This window comes from Mycetocola tolaasinivorans, assembly GCF_003667565.1.
Taxonomy (GTDB): Bacteria; Actinomycetota; Actinomycetes; order Actinomycetales; family Microbacteriaceae; genus Mycetocola; species Mycetocola tolaasinivorans.
In genome coordinates, this window is the sequence record NZ_RCUX01000005.1 from 147598 (window position 1) to 164334 (window position 16737).

The window sequence follows — 16737 nt, forward strand, 5'->3', positions numbered from 1 at the left end:
TATCCACTAATGAAACCGACTGGAGATGCAATGAAGCAACGTCTAGCTCGTCTGCTGGGGGTGGGAGCGGCGGCGATCGCCCTCACCCTCGGCGGGACCCTGATCCCCGCGGCCCCACCGGCCGAGGCGGCCACCCTATTTGACCCGGGCAACAACATGGCAAAGACGCCGCCGCTCGGCTGGAACTCGTACAACATTTTCGGGGGAACCTTCTTCCCGCAGTACAACGACTGCTCTCTGCCCAGCTGCATTCCGCTGAACGAGACGCGGGTCAAAGAGGTTGCGCAGGCAATGATCGACAACGGCCTGCGCGACAAGGGTTACCGTTCGATCAACATCGATGACCGCTGGCAGGACCCCCGGGTACCGCGCGGCACGGATGGCAAGCTGCGCTGGGATGACCGCCGGTTCCCGAGCGGAATGCCGGCGCTCGCCACCTGGCTGCACGATCGCGGGTTCAAGATGGGACTCTACGTGCTGCCGAACGACCGCCCCTGTGGCGGCGAAGAGGGCCCCACGAACAAGCCCGGCTGGCCCTCGGGGCTGCCGGAAACCTCCAGCATGGGACACGAGTACGTTGATGCCCAGACCTTCGCGGACTGGGGCGCCGACTACCTGAAGTTTGACTGGTGCGGGGTGAACGAGACCCACACAAACGGTCAGGCCGGCACCGTGTTTAAGAAGTGGAACCAGGCCATCCAGGCCAGCGGGCGCAACATCATGGTTGCCGCCTCCACCTGGGGCTGGGAGAGCGAGCAGAACTGGGGCCCGCAGTACGCCCACACCTGGCGCATCGACGGCGATGTGGGACCGAACTGGAACGACGTGCTGAAGACCCTGGACAAGGGATCGACCGCGACCCTGCGTTCGGCCTCCGGGCCCACCAAGGGGTGGAACGACTTCGACACGCTGCAGGTGGGAAACCCGGGTCTCACCCCGGCCGAAAACAGGACCCACTTCATGATGTGGGCCATGTCCAACTCCCCGCTCATGCTGGGTAACGACGTGCGCTCGATGACGCCGGATATCGCGAGCCTTATCGGTAACACCGAGATCCTCTCGGTCAACCAGGACACCCTGGGGGAGCAGGCCTGGCTCGCCAAGAATACCGGCGGCCTGCAGGTGTGGGCGCGCTCGCTGCAGGACGGCAGCAAGGCCGTCGCGCTGGTGAACCGCACCGGAAGCACCGCAAACATCACCGCGAACTTCTCCGATATCTTCCTGGGAAGCACCTCGGGTGCCGTGCGCGACCTCTTCGCACAGGCCGATCGGGGTGTCTCCACCACCGGGTACACGGCCAGCGTGGCCTCCCACGACACCGTGATCCTCAGGGTGATTCCGGCGCGCAGCACCGAGGCTGAATCCGGTACGCTCGCGGGCGGCGCGGCCATTCAGAACTGTGCCACCTGCTCCGGCGGCAAAAACGTCGGTTATGTAGGGAACAACTCCGGTACCGCCACGGTCACGGTCAACGCCGCGAGTGCGGGCAACCATGCGCTCACGGTGTTCTTCAACAGCGGTGATGACCGTTCGGTGCAGGTATCGGTAAACGGTGCTGCCCCGATCACGCTCTCCGCGCTCAATAGCGGCGGGTGGTCCCAGGTGGGGCAGCGAAGCATCCCGGTCACCCTCAACTCGGGAAACAACACGATCCGATTCAGCAATGGTGCCGGGCAGTGGGCACCGGACCTGGATCGGGTGACGATTCATCGCACCCCGTAGTTTCGGGGAACGCGGCGGCGCACGGGTGGTCAGCGACGACCGGCCGTGCGCCGTTTCCGTGACACCGGGTCGCTACCGCTGCGGGAAGTCGTGCGGGGTGCTCTGCAGCGCCGGCGCCAGTGCATCGAGGCGGCGGGCGCGGGCCTGGAGGGCACGGGAATCCCTGTCGCGGCGGATTGCGGCGATGCCGATGAGCAGCGTTTCCGGGTGCACCGGGGGAATGGGGGATGTATAGGCCCCGGCCTCCTGAGCCAGCTCGGTGGCCACACGCAGCCGGGATTCCGGAGTGAAGCGGTCGGCCTGTGCGAGGAACTGGGTGATCCGGCGGGCGAGCGGTTCGGGGAGCTTTGCGACGTCGGCGATCTGCGCCCAGCCAAACAGCTCGGGCGGCATCGGGCGGACGAAGCGGCGGATCTGCGGCACCCGCTCGTGCTGCGAGTAGGTGCCCGCGAGGAGGTCGCCGAGACGCCGGCTGCGGCCGTTCAGCAGCCCCACCAGGGCGGCGATGCCACCCAGGGTGAAGTAGAGTTCCAGCACACCGGTCAGGGAGCGGGTGATCGCGTGGCGGAACGAGATCGCCCCGCCATCGTTGCGGACAATACGGGCACCGACGGCGAAGCGTCCGGCCGATCGGCCCCGGGTTACCGTCTCGATGACGGCCGGGAGCACGACGAGCGAGACCGCCATGGACGCGGTGATCAGGGCCTGCGCGATCGCCGAATCGAGGCCCAGCACCGTCTCGATCACGCCGATCATGAAGAGGCAACCGAAGAAGAAAACCACCGACACCAGGCCGTCAATCAGCGCACCGGCCGCGCGCAGCAGGAACGAGGTGGGGCGCACCTCAAGGGCCACGGCCTCACCGGTGATGAGTTCGTTTTCCGCCCGATCCGAGGCGGTAATCGGCGAGAACGTCGCGGTCATGTCTACAATCTAATCAGATGGATCTCGACGCGTATCGTGCCGCGCACGAAAAACAATGGAACCGGCTTGAGGCTCTGACCTCCCGCGGGTCGCTCAGCGGTGCCGAGGCGGACGAGTTCATCGCCCGGTATCAGTCGGCGGCGAGCGACCTCTCGGTGCTGCAGGCCGCGGCCGGCAGCACCCCGGACGGTGATCGCCTCGGCGTGGGCATCGCCCGCGCCCGCCTGCGGTTCACCGCCGCGAGTAAGAACGTACTGCTGCAGCTGGGGGAGTTCTTTCTGCTGCAGCTGCCCGCGGCGCTCTACCGCATTCGCTGGCTCACCCTCGCGGTTGCCCTCGGCACGATCCTGATCGCCTCGGCCTGGGCCATCTGGCTGCTCGGGGATCCGCAGCTCGTCTACAACCTCGGTACCGAGGCGGGGCTGCAAAAGTACGCCGAAGAAGACTTCTACAACTACTACTCCGAACACGCCTCCAGTTCGTTTGGTGCGATGGTCTGGACAAACAACGCCTGGATTGCCGCCCAGGCTGTCGCATTCGGGGTAACCGGTGTCTGGGTGCCCTTCATCCTCGCCCAGAATGCCCAGGGGCTCGGGCAGTCCTTCGCGATCCTGCACACCTTCGGCCACGGCGGCGACTTCTTCCTCTTCATCGCCCCGCACGGCATGCTCGAACTCACCGCGATCTTTGTGGCCGGTGCCGCCGGGCTGCGCATCTTCTGGTCATGGGTGGCACCGGGCAACCGGCCGCGGCTGGTCGCGCTTGCCGAGGACGGCCGCGCACTCATCACGGTTGCGATCGGGCTGGTCTTTGTGCTCGGTCTTTCGGGGCTCGTGGAGGGCTTCGTGACGGGTTCGGATCTGCCCTGGCCGGTCAAGATTGGTATCGGTGCCGTCGCATTCCTCGCGTTCCTCGGATACATGCTGATCCAGGGTCGTCGGGCGTATCGCGCCGGTGAAACCGGGGATCTGGGCGAGTTCGAGTCGGGCGTTCGCCGGGTGTACGCCGGATAGACGACACTCGGATACCGAGAGTTATTTTTAGTCATTCAAAAAAGCATGTAGGGTGGGATCTATGACCACCGCCACTCCCGAGGCCCTCGCCGACGCCATCCGTGGTGCCGGCCTGCGCCTCACCGCGCCGCGTCTCGCGGTCATGCGGGCGGTGGGCGAAAAGTCCCACGTGGATGCCGGAACGGTGTTCGATCGGGTCGTCACCGACCTGCCAGACACCTCGCTCCAGGCCGTCTACGGCGTTCTCTCCGCACTCACCGATGCCGGCCTACTGCGCCGCATCGAACCGGCCGGTTCCCCGGCCCGGTACGAGCGTCGGGTAGACGATAATCACCACCACATCGTGTGTACCCGCTGCGGTGCAATCGCCGATGTGGACTGCGTTGTGGGGCACGCGCCGTGCATGATTCCGGGGGAGACCTCCGGGTTCTCCGTGCACACCGCCGAGGTCACATTCTGGGGGCTGTGTTCGGCCTGCCAGATCGCCGTGGCCGCTCAAGAAAATGAGGTCGCGGACACCCCCTGAACCGGGTGAACCCGCGTCCCGAACGAACACACTGCCACACCCCGGAGGCCTCAGGCCTCGCGGGGTACTTGCCAGCGAAAAAAAGGAGTACCACCATGACGGATACACCCACCACGACCACCAACTCCGGTGCACCGGTGAGCGCCGATTCACACTCGCTCGCGACCGGTCGTGACGGCGCAATTCCGCTGCACGACCACTACCTGGTCGAGAAGCTGGCACAGTTCAACCGCGAGCGCGTGCCGGAGCGCGTGGTGCACGCCAAGGGTGGCGGTGCGTTTGGTAGCTTCACCGTGACCCACGACGTCTCCGCATACACCAAGGCCGCGCTGTTCCAGCCCGGTGCCGTCACCGAGACCCTCGCCCGATTCTCGACCGTTGCCGGCGAGGCTGGAAGCCCCGACACCTGGCGCGACCCCCGCGGTTTCGCGCTGAAGTTCTACACCTCCGAGGGTAACTACGACCTCGTCGGAAACAACACCCCGGTGTTCTTCATCCGCGACGGCATCAAGTTCCCCGACTTCATCCACTCGCAGAAGCGCCTGCCGGGCAGCCACCTGCGCAACAACGACATGCAGTGGGACTTCTGGACCCTCTCCCCGGAGAGCGCCCACCAGGTCACCTGGCTCATGGGTGACCGCGGTATCCCCGCCAACTGGCGTCACATGGACGGCTTCGGTTCGCACACCTACCAGTGGATCAACGCCGCCGGTGAGCGCTTCTGGGTCAAGTACCACTTCCGCACCAACCAGGGCAACGCGTCCCTCACCGCGGCCGAGGCCGACAAGCTGGCCGGTACCGACGCCGACTACATGATCCGCGACCTCCACGAGGCCATCGAGCGTGAGGAGTTCCCCAGCTGGACCCTCTCGGTGCAGATCATGTCCTATGAGGACGCCAAGACCTACCGCTTCAACCCGTTTGACCTCACCAAGGTGTGGCCGAAGGCCGACTACCCGCTGATCGAGGTGGGCCAGTTCGAGCTCAACCGCAACCCCGAGAACTACTTCGCGCAGATCGAGCAGGCCACCTTCGCGCCCTCGAACTTCGTGCCCGGAATCGCCGCGAGCCCGGACCGCATGCTGCTGGCCCGCATCTTCTCCTACGCGGATGCGCACCGCTACCGCGTGGGTACGAACCACGCCCAGCTGCCGGTGAACGCCCCGAAGAACGAGGTGCACTCGTACTCGCAGGACGGTGCCGCCCGCTATTCCTTTAACTCCGCCTCGACCCCGGTGTACGCACCGAACTCCGTCGGCGGCCCCGCCGGTGACCCGGCATACGCCGCCGACGAGCGTGGCTGGGAGAACGACGGCGAGTTCGCTCGTACCGCCGCCAGCCTGCACGCCGAGGACGACGACTTCGGTCAGGCCGGGACCCTCGTTCGCGACATCATGGATGACGCGCAGCGTGCCCGCCTGCTTGAGACCATCACCGGTCACGTGGGTGCCGTGCAGAACGCCGAGATCCGTGCTCGTGCCATCGCGTACTGGACCAACGTGGACGCCACCCTGGGTGTGAAGCTCGCCGCCAACCTCGGCGCGTAGTTTCGGGTTCTCCTCGCCGCACGGCATCGTCCCTCGGGACGGTGCCGTGCGGCCGTTAACCCGGTGTCCGGGTATGGCCGGGTGTCGGTACTCCCGGATACGCTGGGAACAATCTTCAGAGTGGAAAGGACCACCCGATGCGACTCGGCATGATCACCCTCGACTGTCTCGACCCGGTACCCGTGGCCGCCTGGTGGGAGGGCATTCTCGGCGGCTCCACCATCGACGTGGGCGAGAGCGGCGAGTTCCTCGTGCTCTCCGGAGCGATCCCGGGCATCAACCTGGGCTTCGCTCGGGTTCCCGATCCCACCCCCGGGAAAAACCTCATCCACCTCGATTTTGATCTCGAAGCAGGCGAGGAGCGCGCGGCCCTGCTCGCCTCGATCGTGGCGGCCGGTGCCGTGCACCAGGCCCACCACGAATACCCCGGCATGCAGTGGGACGTCTTCCAGGACCCCTTCGGCACGGTGTTCTGCATCGGCGACGCCCACGAAGACTAGACCGCGCGCGGCACGGTGTTCTGCATCGGCGACGCTCACGAAGACTAGACCGCGCGCGGCACGGTGTTCTGCATCGGCGACGCTCACGAAGACTAGACCGCGCGCGGCCCGGCCTGGGCGGGGCTACAGCCTCCCGGCGGCCTTGAGCGCGAGGTAGTGGTCGGCGAGCAGCGGCGGCAGTGCCTCGGGCGCACCCGAGATGGGGTCCGCTCCCACGCGGCGGAGCGCCTGGGCTACCCGTTCAGCGTCCAGCAGCGATCGCTCGGCCGCCGCTGCCTCGTAGACATCCGCCCGGCTGTCTACGATGGTGCGAGCGTCGAGGGCCTCCGGGTCGCGTACCGAGGTCACGACCACGAGGTGGCGGGCGGTGAGTTCGGGCAGGCTGGCGATCATATCGCCCGCAGACCCCGGGCTTTCCGCGGCGGTCAGGATCACCACGAGCGAGCGCTGCGAGGTGATCTGGCGTACCTCGGACGGAATAGCCGACCAGTCGGTTTCGATGAGTTCCGGCTCGATATCCGCCATGGTGTTCACCATGTTTTCGAGCAGCGCGGCCCCGGTAGAGCCGGTGACGCGGCCGCGTACCCGTCGGTCGAAAGCCAGGAGATCCACGCGGTCGCCCGCCCGGGTCGCGAGTGCCGCGAGCAGTAGAGAAGCCTCAAACGCGGTGTCCAGCCGGGGTTCGTCGGCAATGCGTGCAGCACCGGCACGACCGGTATCCACCACGATGATGACGCGCCGATCACGCTCGGGCCGCCAGGTTCGCACCACGAGGTGTTCACCACCGGCGGGCTGCCCACCCATCCGGCGGGCGCTCGCGCGCCAGTCGATCGAGCGCACGTCGTCTCCGCGCACGTAGTCGCGCAGCGAGTCGAACTCGGTGCCCTGACCGCGCACCATCAGCGAGGTGGCACCGTCGAGCTCACGCAGCCGTGCCAGCCGGGAGGGCAGGTGACGGCGCGAGCGGAACGGCGGCAGCACCCGCAGCGTGCCGGGGGCGTTCAGCGTGGCCTGCCGGGCCCCGAGCCGCAGCGGCCCAAATGAGCGCACGGTGACGCTCGCGCTCCGCCGCTCACCGCGGCGGGAGGGCACCAAAATGGTACGGATCAGGCGACGCTCACGCCCGGGAATACGCACGCGCACCCGCGAGGCCTGCGCGCCCGCCGAGGGCTCCCAGGCATCGCGCACGATACCCGAGAGGGTGCGGGCGGAGGAGTTTGTGAGGTAGAGCAGAACGGATGCCGGCTCGCCCAGCCGGGCACGCCGATCGCCCGCGCGCTCGAGGCGCAGCGCCCGCGGGGAGGCTGCGAGGGCGAGGTCGAGGGCGAGCAGGATCACGACCAGCGCGATCCAGCCCAGCGCGATCAACCCCGGTTCTCCGCCGAGCCCAGTGCCCACGACGATCGGGATCACCCCGACGCCCAGGAGCAGCACAAACCATCCGGTGATCGCCATTTAGATGGGCACCTGCACCTGCTGCATGATGGAGCGCAGGATGGTGTCGGCCGACACGCCCTCGAGCTCCGCCTCCGGGCGCAGCTGCAGGCGGTGCCGCCAGACCGGCAGCACCATCGCCTGCACGTGGTCCGGGGTGAGGGCCGGGTACCCACTCAGCCAGGCCCATGCCTTCGCGCTGGCCAGCAGGGCGGTGGCACCACGGGGGCTCACACCCATGCGCACGGACGGGCTGTGCCGTGTGGCGCGGGCGAGATCCACGATGTAGGCGAGGACATCCGCGGACACCGCGGTTCCGGCGGCGGCCTCCTGCGCGGCGCGCAGCTCCTGCGCGGTGAGTGCGGCGGTGACCCCGGCCGATCCGAGATCGCGCGGGTTGAATCCGGCGGCGTGACGGCGCAGCACCTCCACCTCGACGTCTCGCTCCGGCAGGTCGAGGACGAGCTTTAGCAGGAAGCGGTCGAGCTGAGCCTCGGGCAGCGTGTAGGTACCCTCGTACTCGATCGGGTTCATCGTCGCCGCCACCAGGAACGGGGTGGGCAGCGGAAGCGAGACGCCATCCACCGATACCTGGCGCTCCTCCATCGCCTCGAGCAGTGCCGACTGCGTCTTCGGGGGCGTACGGTTGATCTCATCAGCGAGCAGCAGGTTGGTGAAGACCGGCCCGCGACGGAACTCGAAGTCTCCGGCCTTGGCATCGTAGACGAGCGAACCGGTAACATCGCCCGGCATGAGGTCCGGCGTGAACTGCACCCGCTTGGTCTCGAGTGACAGGGCCGCACTCAGGGTGCGCACCAGCAGCGTCTTGGCGACACCCGGCACACCCTCGAGGAGCACGTGCCCCTGCGCGAGCAGGGCGATGATCAGTCCGGTGACGGCGGCATCCTGGCCCACCACCGACTTCCCAACCTCGGCCCGAACACGGGCGAGGGCGGTGCGCAGCGCGGTGTCGCGGGCGTGGATCTCTTCGGCGGTGAGGGTCATGATGAGTGTCTACTTCCGGTCGAGGGACGGGGATCAGGAGTGTGTGGGCCGGCGCGGAAACCGCCCGTGCCGGGGGAGGTGGGGTCCAGGGCGTCGGCGGCCGCGGCTTCCAGCCGGCCGAGCTCCTGGGCGAGGTGCACCAGCTCGGCTTCGGAGCGTACGGCCCGCGCGATCAGGAGGTCATACACCTCGGCGCGTGGGATGCGCAGGCGATCCGCGAGGGTATTGGACACTGCGTCCGCGGGGGTCTGCCGAGGCAGGCCGAGGCGCGTGGCCAGACGATCCATGGTGCCGATGCGCAGGGCATCCAGGGCCCGGGTACGCGCGCCCACCCGCTGGTAGAGGCGTGCGCGTCCGTGGCGGGTTTCCGCGGCCGGAACGCTCACCGGGAGATCCTCGCCCACGAGCGCGCCGAAGCGGCGCCCGCGCCAGAGCGCGGCGGTCACGGCGGTGAGGATCAGCATCCAGAGCACCGGGCTGAGCCAGCGCGGGGTGGCCTCGGCGAAGGTGGTGCCACCCCCGTTGGCCACGAGATCGGCGGCTGTGGGCAGGTACCAGACGAGGTTCGGGGTCTCGCCCAGCAGGCCGATCGCGAGGGCCGCATTACCGCGCTCCAGGATCGACTCGTTGCGCAGGACCTCGGCGGGCCCGAGCACGGTGATGCGCTGATCCGGGGAGATGACGAGGCTGAAGCCCGACTCCGCCGTGCCGAAGCAGGCGGTGCCCTCGCCGGGGGAGTACACCGGGCCGGAGCTGATGCTGCCGGCGCGCTCGGCGGCGGGCAGCGTGCAGGCGAGCGGCAGGGTGGCATCCGGGCCTGCGGAGCCCGCGGGGGTGATCGGGGAGTCCACCGCATCGAGGGTGGTGTAGCCGGGGTTCACCAGCACCGTGCGATCCGCCCGGTCGGTGAGATTCCGCGTGCGTTCGGCGTCGAGGAAGCGCCCCTCATCGGCGAACAGTAGCGTGCTCTCGCCCGTTCGCAGCGCGGAGAGCGCCTCCTCATAGGTGCGCGCGACGGTGACGTTGATGCCGCGGTTGCTCAGCACCGTGGCGATGGCTTTTGACCCGGTGGGCGAGGGATCCTGCGCATCGAGTGAGCGGTCTCGTGCGCTGCCGGAATTGTTGAACACCATGAAGACGATAGCCGTGATAATCACGGCCACCGCGGCGATGATCCAGAACCGGGAGCGCCGAAAAAACGCGCGCACGGTGGGGGTCTGAACCGAACCCGACGCGGGCACATCGGCGGTCTCGGCTCGGCTGCCCGGGGCGAGTACCGGGGCTTCCTGAACGCTCATCGCGCGGCCCCCTCGGGAATCTCGGCCAGCTGTGGGCTCTGCGCGCGCAGCTCGGCATCTACCGCCGTGATGTACTCCCAGCGATCGGAGGTACCGGGCTCGGAGAGGTAGCGAACGCCGTCAAAATAGTCGGCCGACTGAGCGAGAAGCTCGCGGGTTTTCGGGAACGCCAGGGCCGCCGCGCGTGCGGCCTGATGCGCGGTGCTGCCCGGGTCGAGGATGATGATGGTGCGCTCATCCAGGTCGCGGCTGAGCGCGCGGAACGCCTCGAGGACGGCGGTGGTGTAGTCGCCGGCGGCGGCCGCACGCTGCGATGCCGCGCGAATCGCGGCGGCGCTGCGGGTGTCGTTCTCACCGAACAGCGTGTGCGCGGTGGCGCGACGCGAGCGGTTCAGCCGCGGGCGACCCCAGATGATGATTGCCGCGGCCACCGCGGCCAAAACCAGCAGGATGATCGCGACCGGAACCCAGTCTGCAGGCGTGCTGGTATCGCCCGAAAAGAGCCGCCCCAGCCAGGCGAGAAACTCCGAAACGGCGCGATCAAACGGGGTGGGTTTGGCGGCGGTGTATTCGGGTTTTGCCAGCTCATCGCGCAGCCAGGTGGCGGCATCCGGAGCATCCGGGGTCAGCGGCGGAACCGCGAAAGCGAGGCTCATACCCGCGGTGCCTCGGGAGCGGGGGGAACCGGGGGTGCGGGCGGGTAGCCCTGCTGGCCGGGGTGGCCCTGCGGTGCCGGGTAGCCGGGTGCCGCCGGGTAGCCGCCCTGCTGAGGGTAGCTCGGGGCCGCCGGGTACCCGCCCTGCGGGGGATAGCCCGGGCCGGTGGGGCCCTGTGAGCGGTGAGACGCGGCCGAGGCCGCGGATTCGGGACGCACGATCGTATAGGGGTCGGGCAGATCGCTCGCGGTCGCGCCGGCCTCGACGTAGCGCATCAGGTCGATATCGAGACCCTCCTTGCGCATGCGCAGGTCGAGGTAGATGAGCGCGATGGCGGAGGAGGAGACGACCGCGCCGATGGCACCAATCACGATTGCCAGGATGCCGGAGATCAGGGTCGGGAGGAGGACCGAGGCGAACATGCCGGAGGGGTCGTTGGGGTCGGTCGGCGAGGTGATGACGGGGATGATCGAGGTGATCAGAACCACCGGGGTGAGGACGAGCTGCGTCACCGTGGACACGATGACCGTGACCAGCAGCTGCACGCCGAGGGTCTTCCAGAAGTAGCCGTTGGTGAGTCGCCAGGAGCGCGCGATCGAGGCCCGGAGGCTGCGACGCTCGAGCACGATCACGCTGGGGGTCAGCGAGGTTTTCACCGCGAGCCAGGCGAAGAGGAGGAACACGGCGAGGCCGAGAAGGAGACCAACAAGAATCGTGGCGACCCAGTTGTCTTCCGTCAGCCAGAAGGTGAAGACGATCGCGCCGCCCAGGACGGTGAAGCCGACCAGTAGGATCGCGAAAATCAGCAGGCTGTATCCCAGCAGGGGCACCACCCGCGGCCACACCGCGCGCCACAGCTCGCCGAGACGACGCTTTTCGCCGAGGGTCGCGCGGGAGACCTCGCTGACCAGTACACCCTGGAGGTAGGCGGTGGTGAGTGCCTGAAGGAGCACGGGGATCAGGAACACGATCAGCATGATCGCTCCGGAACCCGCGGTGATTGCTGCCCGATCCGCGTCGGAGGCGCTGTAGACGCGCTCCAGGAACCAGTCGGTTGCAAACCAGGAGGCGACGAGCGCAAGGATCCCGGTAAAGCCCTGCAGGATGAGCGCGCTGCCGAGCGTTGCCCGGGGGTTCCGGGTGAGTACCCGGAACGGTGCCCCGATCAGGGTGCCGAAGGCGAGTGGCCGCAGCGGAATAAGCCCGGGCTTCGGGGCCGCCTGCCAGCGGCCTTGCGCGGCAGACTGCCCGGCAATGGGCTGCCCTGCGGCAGCGGGGTAACCGGTAGCGGGGTATCCGGGCGCTGGGTATCCGGGGGCGGCGGCAGCCGGGTAGCCTGACGCAGCCGGATAGCCAGACGCAGCCGGGTAGCCTGACGCAGCCGGGTAGCCGGCGGGTGCCGGTGCTGCGGGATAGCCCGATCCGCCCGTGGAGGCGGCCGGCGCGCTCGGTGCCGCCCAACTGGGCAGGGCCGAGCCGGGGTCGGGAGCGGGAGCCGAGCCGGCGGGAGCGGCCGATTCCGGCGAGGCTGACGCGGCTCCGGGTGCCGCCACTGTTCCGTCTTCGGACACCGGTCCGTCTTCGGGCACTGTTCCGTCTTCGGGCGCGGGGGTGTGGGGCTGTCGTTCGTCGGTCACCGGAGTTCTCCTTGCCGGTAGGGATAGCTATCGATGCTTCCATCGTGACATACCCGCTCCCTTCCCGGGGGGATCTCGCCGCCCACGGGGGTGAAGAGGTCGGTTTTTGTCACGCGGCTGACGCGTTCACTCACAATCTTCCGTCCAGATTCTCGAAAAACCCGCCGGATCTGCCCGGACAATGCGGTCATTCGCGCCACGATCTCCGCAAAGCGTCCAATTTTTTGTTGCACCGAGTAGTCTGGGGGAACTGTGTTTCCCCCTGCGCGGTGTATTTCCGCGGCGACAACTGAGAACGGGATCGATGACTCCACGCATTCTGGTGGTTGATGACGATACGGCGCTTGCCGAGATGATCGGCATCGTGCTGCGCACCGAGGGCTTCGAGCCCGAGTTCTGCGCGGACGGCGCCGCCGCGGTGGACGCCTTCCGCGAGTACAAGCCCGACCTGGTTCTGCTCGACCTCATGCTTCCGGGCATGGACGGCATCGAGATTTGCACCCGTCTTCGCCAGGAGTCCGGGGTGCCGATCATCATGCTCACCGCAAAGTCGGATACCGCCGACGTCGTCAAGGGGCTCGAATCCGGTGCCGATGACTACATCGTGAAGCCGTTCAACCCCAAGGAGCTGGTGGCGCGGGTGCGCACGCGCCTACGTCCCGCGAGCGAGAGCGCCACCTCTGAGCTGGTCATCGGCGACCTCACCCTGGATGTGGCCGGCCACGAGGTCCGGCGCGGCACCACGCGGATCAACCTCACCCCGCTGGAGTTCGATCTGCTGCACGCGCTCGCCGCGAAGCCCGCCCAGGTGTTCAGCCGCGAGGCCCTGCTCGAGCAGGTGTGGGGATACCACTACAAGGCGGACACCCGTCTGGTCAACGTCCACGTTCAGCGCCTGCGTTCCAAGGTGGAGCTTGACCCAGACAACCCGCGCATCGTGATGACCGTGCGCGGCGTGGGCTATCGCGCGGGGAGCGCCGAGTAGCGGCGGACCATGCCCGAAGACTTCTTCACCGCCGTCCGGCTCCGCCGCTGGCGGGGAATTCCGCGCCGACTCGTGCGTTCCTGGCGGCACTCGCTGCAGTTCCGCGCGGTGACGATCACGATGCTGCTGAGCGCGCTCGCGATCATGCTCTCGAGCGGATACATGACGATTTCGATCGGCAGCGATCTGTTTCAGTCGCGGGTTTCCCAGGCGCAGAGCGATACCCGTCGCGCTCTGGACAACGCGCAGCGCACGTTTGACTCCTCCACGGCCGAGTCTCGGGTTGACTTCCAGGCCCTGATGACCACCGCGCGTACCGACCTCTCGCAGGCCTCCGGAAGCGCGCTGGTCGCGGCATTCCGCATCCCGAACCAGCCCTTTAGCGCCACCGCACCCCAGGACTTTGTGAGCCCCGGTCTGCAGAACGGGGTGATCAGTGATGAGCTGCGCCGCACCGTGCAGAAGAACCCGGACGGCCTGTGGTGGCAGTCCACCGCGTTGGCCGCGAGCGGTGAGCACACGGATCCCGGGCTGATCGTGGGTGGGCAGGCCCGCCTCCCCGACGGTGCGGCCTACGAGATCTATATCGGCTACGACCTGTCGGGCACCGAGGAAACCCTCGGATTTGTGCAGCGCTCGCTCCTGGTGGGTGGGCTCGTGCTGCTGCTCCTGGTCGGCGGGGTCGCCTGGGCCGTGGTGCGCCTGGTTGCCGATCCGGTCAAGGTGGCCGCACAGACCTCGGCGAAGCTGGCCGCGGGCGACCTCGAGGTGCGTATTCCGGTTCGTGGGCAGGATGAGCTGGCCACCCTGGGGCGATCCTTCAACCGCATGGCGGACAGTATGCAGGGCCAGATTCAGAAACTCGCTGCGCTCTCCAGCGTGCAGCAGCGTTTCGTCTCGGACGTCTCGCACGAGCTGCGGACCCCGCTCACGACGATCCGCCTGGCCGGGGACGTCCTCTACGATCAGCGCGAAGACTTCCCTCCCACCACCGCGCGCACGGTCGAGCTCCTGAATACCCAGACCAAGCGATTTGAACTCCTCCTCGCCGACCTGCTGGAAATCAGCCGCTATGACGCGGGATCGATCCAGCTGGACCTCGAGCCGGTGAGTCTGCCCGCGCTCGTGCGCGACTGCGTGGAGGGGATGCAGCAGCTCGCCGACCAGAGCGGATCCCGCCTCGTGGTGCTCGCCCCGGGCGGATACGGGCCGATCGATATCGACCCGCGCCGGATTCGTCGCATCGTCAACAACCTTCTGGGGAACGCGATTGAGCACGGCGAGGGTCGTCCGGTCGTGATGACCATCGACTCGACCTCCAGCACCGTCGCGCTGACCGTGCGCGACTATGGGCTCGGGATGAGCGAAACCGATGCTGCGCGCGCCTTTGACCGCTTCTGGCGCGCGGATCCCTCGCGGCGGCGCACCATCGGTGGAACCGGCCTGGGATTGGCCATCGCCCTCGAGGACGCCCAGCTGCACGGGGGAACCCTGGCGGTCTGGTCCCGCACAGGTGCGGGCTCTAACTTTAGGCTCCTCCTTCCCCGCCACCACGAGCAGGAGGACGGCCTTGGCGCGTCCCCGCTGCCCCTGGAACCCGTGGATGCGGGCATGGACGGACCGGACGAAACCGCGTTTGAAGGGATCACCGCATGAGTGCAGCACGGATGTGGCGTCGTCGCGGAGCCGCGCTGGTGGGGGCGTTCACGGCGCTCCTGCTGATCTCCGGATGCGCGACGATCCCGCGCGGCGGAAGCGTAAACGCCGGCCATGCGGTTGATCGTTCTGAGGGCCCCGAGGTGGTGTTCCTGGCGCGCGGTCCGGAAAAGGATGCGAGCCGTGAGGAGCTCCTGACCGGCTTTATCGAGGCCGCGGCGAGCCCCGCGAACAACTATGCGACCGCCCGCGAATTCCTCACGACGACCCTCGCCGGAACCTGGAAGCCGGATGCCCGCGCGATCATGGATCAGGCCGAGCAGCGTCGGATCGAATCCAATGAGGCCGTCGGTGGGTTGACGATGACCGCAACCCCGCTCGCCACGGTGGACGCCACCGGGCAGTACACCCCGGAATTTGGAAACTCCTCGATCCAGCTGGACTTCACCTTTGCGAAGGTGGGTGGGCAGTGGCGCATCTCCAGTGCGCCCGATGGCGTCATGCTCGACCCGGTGAAGTTCCGCGAGGTCTTCAAGCCGTACACGCTGCGATTCTTTGATCCGAGCTGGACCGCCCTGGTGCCGGAGGTGCGCTGGTTCCCGTCACGCTCCTCGACCTCCACCAACGTTGTGAAGGCGCTGCTCGCCGGTCCGAGCCCCTGGCTGGCCGGGTCGGTCTCCACCGCGTTCCCCGAGGGCACCAGGCTCCTGACCGATACCGTGCCGATCGAAAACAGCACGGCCACGATCAACCTCAACCGCGAGGCGAGCGGGCAGGATGAGCTCACCCTGCGCCGGATGAAGGCGCAGCTGGTCGAGAGCCTGTCCGAGGTGTCCTCGATCAAGTCCGTCACCCTCAGCGTGAACGGCGTCCCCCAGGAAGCCACTCCGCTGACAATCTCCGGAGCTCGCACCGATCCCCGCGCGCTGGTGCTCACCGAGGCCGGCTTCGGGTTCCAAACCGACGACAGCATCGACAAGATCCCGGTGATCTCCTCGCAGGTGGAGGCGCTGAACCCCACCGCGGCGACCATCGATGGTTCGCGCCAGCTCGTTGCCGCGCTGGCCCCCAGCGGGGTGTCCGCTATTCGTCCGGCCGGGCCGGAACTCGTGGATGCCCGCGCGCACCTGATTCCGCCGAGCATCGATGGCTCCGGCTACATCTGGTCCGTTCCGGCGGATGCCCCGTCCGAGCTGGTTGCCATTGGGCCGGATGGGAAGAAGCTTCCGGTGACGGTGAGCTGGCCGGATGCGGCACAGATCGTCTCGCTGCAGGTCTCGCGAGACGGTACCCGCGTACTGGCCTTCGTGGTGTCGGGTGGTCGAAGCGTGCTGCTGGTGGCCGGAATCCAAAAGGACGAAAACGGCGTGCCCGTGCGGCTGGGCGAGCCGGTGCGCGTGCCCGCCGCGGGCGGCTCCGCCCGCTCCGCGACCTGGGTTGATGAGAACACCGTAGCCTCGCTCGGCACCAACGAACAGGGCGTGGCCCAGATCGTTCAGTCGGTTGTCGGCGGGCGAAGTGATTCCCTGGTGCCCGTGACCGGCGGGACGATGATCGTTGGCGGGAGCAACATCAACCAGCTGAGGGTCCTGGGGGAGGACGGTCGCATGATGTTCTGGCGTTCGGGATCCTGGCAGCAGGTGGCCACGGATGTACGCCTGATCGCGACGCAGCAGGGCGCACCCGAGCGCGTCGAGTAGTCGCCGGTGGAATCTCCCCGGGTATCTCGGAGAGATTCCACAGGCGGCTGTGCCCCCGCAGGAGCCCACAGATTTCGAGACGGTCTGGGCACACGGGCACGCCCGAACTGAGGATGGTCTCATGACGATTCCTC

14 protein-coding genes are annotated in these 16737 nt (G+C 67.7%); 8 read left to right on the forward strand and 6 right to left on the reverse strand.

Annotated elements, in window-relative coordinates; translation table 11 throughout:
* Window positions 1–30 precede the first annotated feature (30 nt).
* Window positions 31–1722, forward strand: a complete 1692-nt coding sequence (locus D9V32_RS07670) for an alpha-galactosidase D (protein WP_183086229.1) — start codon at window positions 31–33, stop codon at window positions 1720–1722.
* Window positions 1723–1794: 72 nt separating this feature from the next.
* Here D9V32_RS07670 and D9V32_RS07675 read toward each other — a convergent pair whose 3' ends face one another.
* Complete coding sequence (locus D9V32_RS07675; protein WP_121648314.1) at window positions 1795–2646, reverse strand: RDD family protein; 852 nt, start codon at window positions 2644–2646, stop codon at window positions 1795–1797.
* 17 nt (window positions 2647–2663) lie between these two features.
* Here D9V32_RS07675 and D9V32_RS07680 point away from each other — a divergent pair, with 17 nt between their 5' ends.
* From D9V32_RS07680 to D9V32_RS07695, 4 genes are all read left to right on the forward strand, one after another.
* The gene (locus D9V32_RS07680; protein WP_121648315.1) at window positions 2664–3659 is read left to right on the forward strand and encodes a stage II sporulation protein M; all 996 of its coding nucleotides are present in this window, start codon (window positions 2664–2666) and stop codon (window positions 3657–3659) included.
* A 61-nt stretch (window positions 3660–3720) separates the two neighbouring features.
* Window positions 3721–4185 carry a Fur family transcriptional regulator gene (locus tag D9V32_RS07685; RefSeq protein WP_121648316.1) on the forward strand — a complete coding sequence of 155 codons (465 nt, stop codon included), beginning with the start codon at window positions 3721–3723 and terminating at the stop codon, window positions 4183–4185.
* 95 nt (window positions 4186–4280) lie between these two features.
* Complete coding sequence (locus tag D9V32_RS07690; protein WP_121648317.1) at window positions 4281–5732, forward strand: catalase; 1452 nt, start codon at window positions 4281–4283, stop codon at window positions 5730–5732.
* A 137-nt stretch (window positions 5733–5869) separates the two neighbouring features.
* Complete coding sequence (locus D9V32_RS07695; protein ID WP_121648318.1) at window positions 5870–6232, forward strand: VOC family protein; 363 nt, start codon at window positions 5870–5872, stop codon at window positions 6230–6232.
* Between the two features lie 123 nt (window positions 6233–6355).
* Here the strand turns inward: D9V32_RS07695 and D9V32_RS07700 are convergent, their stop codons facing one another.
* The 5 genes from D9V32_RS07700 to D9V32_RS07720 are packed head-to-tail and all read right to left on the reverse strand — an operon-like array spanning window position 6356 to window position 12262.
* Window positions 6356–7687 carry a DUF58 domain-containing protein gene (locus tag D9V32_RS07700; protein ID WP_121648319.1) on the reverse strand — a complete coding sequence of 444 codons (1332 nt, stop codon included), beginning with the start codon at window positions 7685–7687 and terminating at the stop codon, window positions 6356–6358.
* Complete coding sequence (locus D9V32_RS07705; RefSeq protein ID WP_121648320.1) at window positions 7688–8671, reverse strand: AAA family ATPase; 984 nt, start codon at window positions 8669–8671, stop codon at window positions 7688–7690.
* Complete coding sequence (locus D9V32_RS07710) at window positions 8668–9969, reverse strand: DUF4350 domain-containing protein (RefSeq protein ID WP_121648321.1); 1302 nt, start codon at window positions 9967–9969, stop codon at window positions 8668–8670. The genes D9V32_RS07705 and D9V32_RS07710 overlap by 4 nt, the downstream gene beginning before the upstream one ends.
* The gene (locus D9V32_RS07715; RefSeq protein ID WP_121648322.1) at window positions 9966–10625 is read right to left on the reverse strand and encodes a DUF4129 domain-containing protein; all 660 of its coding nucleotides are present in this window, start codon (window positions 10623–10625) and stop codon (window positions 9966–9968) included. The genes D9V32_RS07710 and D9V32_RS07715 overlap by 4 nt, the downstream gene beginning before the upstream one ends.
* Window positions 10622–12262 (reverse strand): hypothetical protein, encoded by a 1641-nt coding sequence (locus D9V32_RS07720; RefSeq protein ID WP_147440425.1) that lies wholly within the window; start codon window positions 12260–12262, stop codon window positions 10622–10624. The genes D9V32_RS07715 and D9V32_RS07720 overlap by 4 nt, the downstream gene beginning before the upstream one ends.
* 304 nt (window positions 12263–12566) lie before the next feature.
* On the opposite strand from D9V32_RS07720, the gene mtrA reads away from it, so the two are divergent.
* From mtrA to D9V32_RS07735, 3 genes are read left to right on the forward strand one after another with little or no spacing between them, the layout of a single operon-like run.
* The gene (gene mtrA / locus D9V32_RS07725; protein ID WP_121648324.1) at window positions 12567–13247 is read left to right on the forward strand and encodes an MtrAB system response regulator MtrA; all 681 of its coding nucleotides are present in this window, start codon (window positions 12567–12569) and stop codon (window positions 13245–13247) included.
* 9 nt (window positions 13248–13256) lie between these two features.
* Window positions 13257–14903 (forward strand): MtrAB system histidine kinase MtrB, encoded by a 1647-nt coding sequence (gene mtrB / locus D9V32_RS07730; RefSeq protein WP_121648325.1) that lies wholly within the window; start codon window positions 13257–13259, stop codon window positions 14901–14903.
* A complete protein-coding gene (locus D9V32_RS07735) occupies window positions 14900–16603 on the forward strand; it encodes an LpqB family beta-propeller domain-containing protein (protein WP_121648326.1) in 1704 nt (567 codons plus the stop codon). Before mtrB ends, D9V32_RS07735 begins: the two co-directional genes overlap by 4 nt.
* Window positions 16604–16737: the final 134 nt, after the last annotated feature.

Excerpts from the sequence above, each read along its gene's own strand:
- D9V32_RS07685 (WP_121648316.1), top strand. The coding sequence starts at position 3,721 with ATGACCACCGCCACTCCCGAGGCCCTCGCCGACGCCATCCGTGGTGCC.
- mtrB (WP_121648325.1), top strand. The coding sequence starts at position 13,257 with ATGCCCGAAGACTTCTTCACCGCCGTCCGGCTCCGCCGCTGGCGGGGA.
- D9V32_RS07690 (WP_121648317.1), top strand. The coding sequence starts at position 4,281 with ATGACGGATACACCCACCACGACCACCAACTCCGGTGCACCGGTGAGC.
- D9V32_RS07675 (WP_121648314.1), bottom strand. The coding sequence starts at position 2,646 with ATGACCGCGACGTTCTCGCCGATTACCGCCTCGGATCGGGCGGAAAAC.
- D9V32_RS07695 (WP_121648318.1), top strand. The coding sequence starts at position 5,870 with ATGCGACTCGGCATGATCACCCTCGACTGTCTCGACCCGGTACCCGTG.
- D9V32_RS07670 (WP_183086229.1), top strand. The coding sequence starts at position 31 with ATGAAGCAACGTCTAGCTCGTCTGCTGGGGGTGGGAGCGGCGGCGATC.
- D9V32_RS07710 (WP_121648321.1), bottom strand. The coding sequence starts at position 9,969 with ATGAGCGTTCAGGAAGCCCCGGTACTCGCCCCGGGCAGCCGAGCCGAG.
- D9V32_RS07715 (WP_121648322.1), bottom strand. The coding sequence starts at position 10,625 with ATGAGCCTCGCTTTCGCGGTTCCGCCGCTGACCCCGGATGCTCCGGAT.
- D9V32_RS07735 (WP_121648326.1), top strand. The coding sequence starts at position 14,900 with ATGAGTGCAGCACGGATGTGGCGTCGTCGCGGAGCCGCGCTGGTGGGG.
- D9V32_RS07680 (WP_121648315.1), top strand. The coding sequence starts at position 2,664 with ATGGATCTCGACGCGTATCGTGCCGCGCACGAAAAACAATGGAACCGG.
- D9V32_RS07700 (WP_121648319.1), bottom strand. The coding sequence starts at position 7,687 with ATGGCGATCACCGGATGGTTTGTGCTGCTCCTGGGCGTCGGGGTGATC.
- mtrA (WP_121648324.1), top strand. The coding sequence starts at position 12,567 with ATGACTCCACGCATTCTGGTGGTTGATGACGATACGGCGCTTGCCGAG.
- D9V32_RS07705 (WP_121648320.1), bottom strand. The coding sequence starts at position 8,671 with ATGACCCTCACCGCCGAAGAGATCCACGCCCGCGACACCGCGCTGCGC.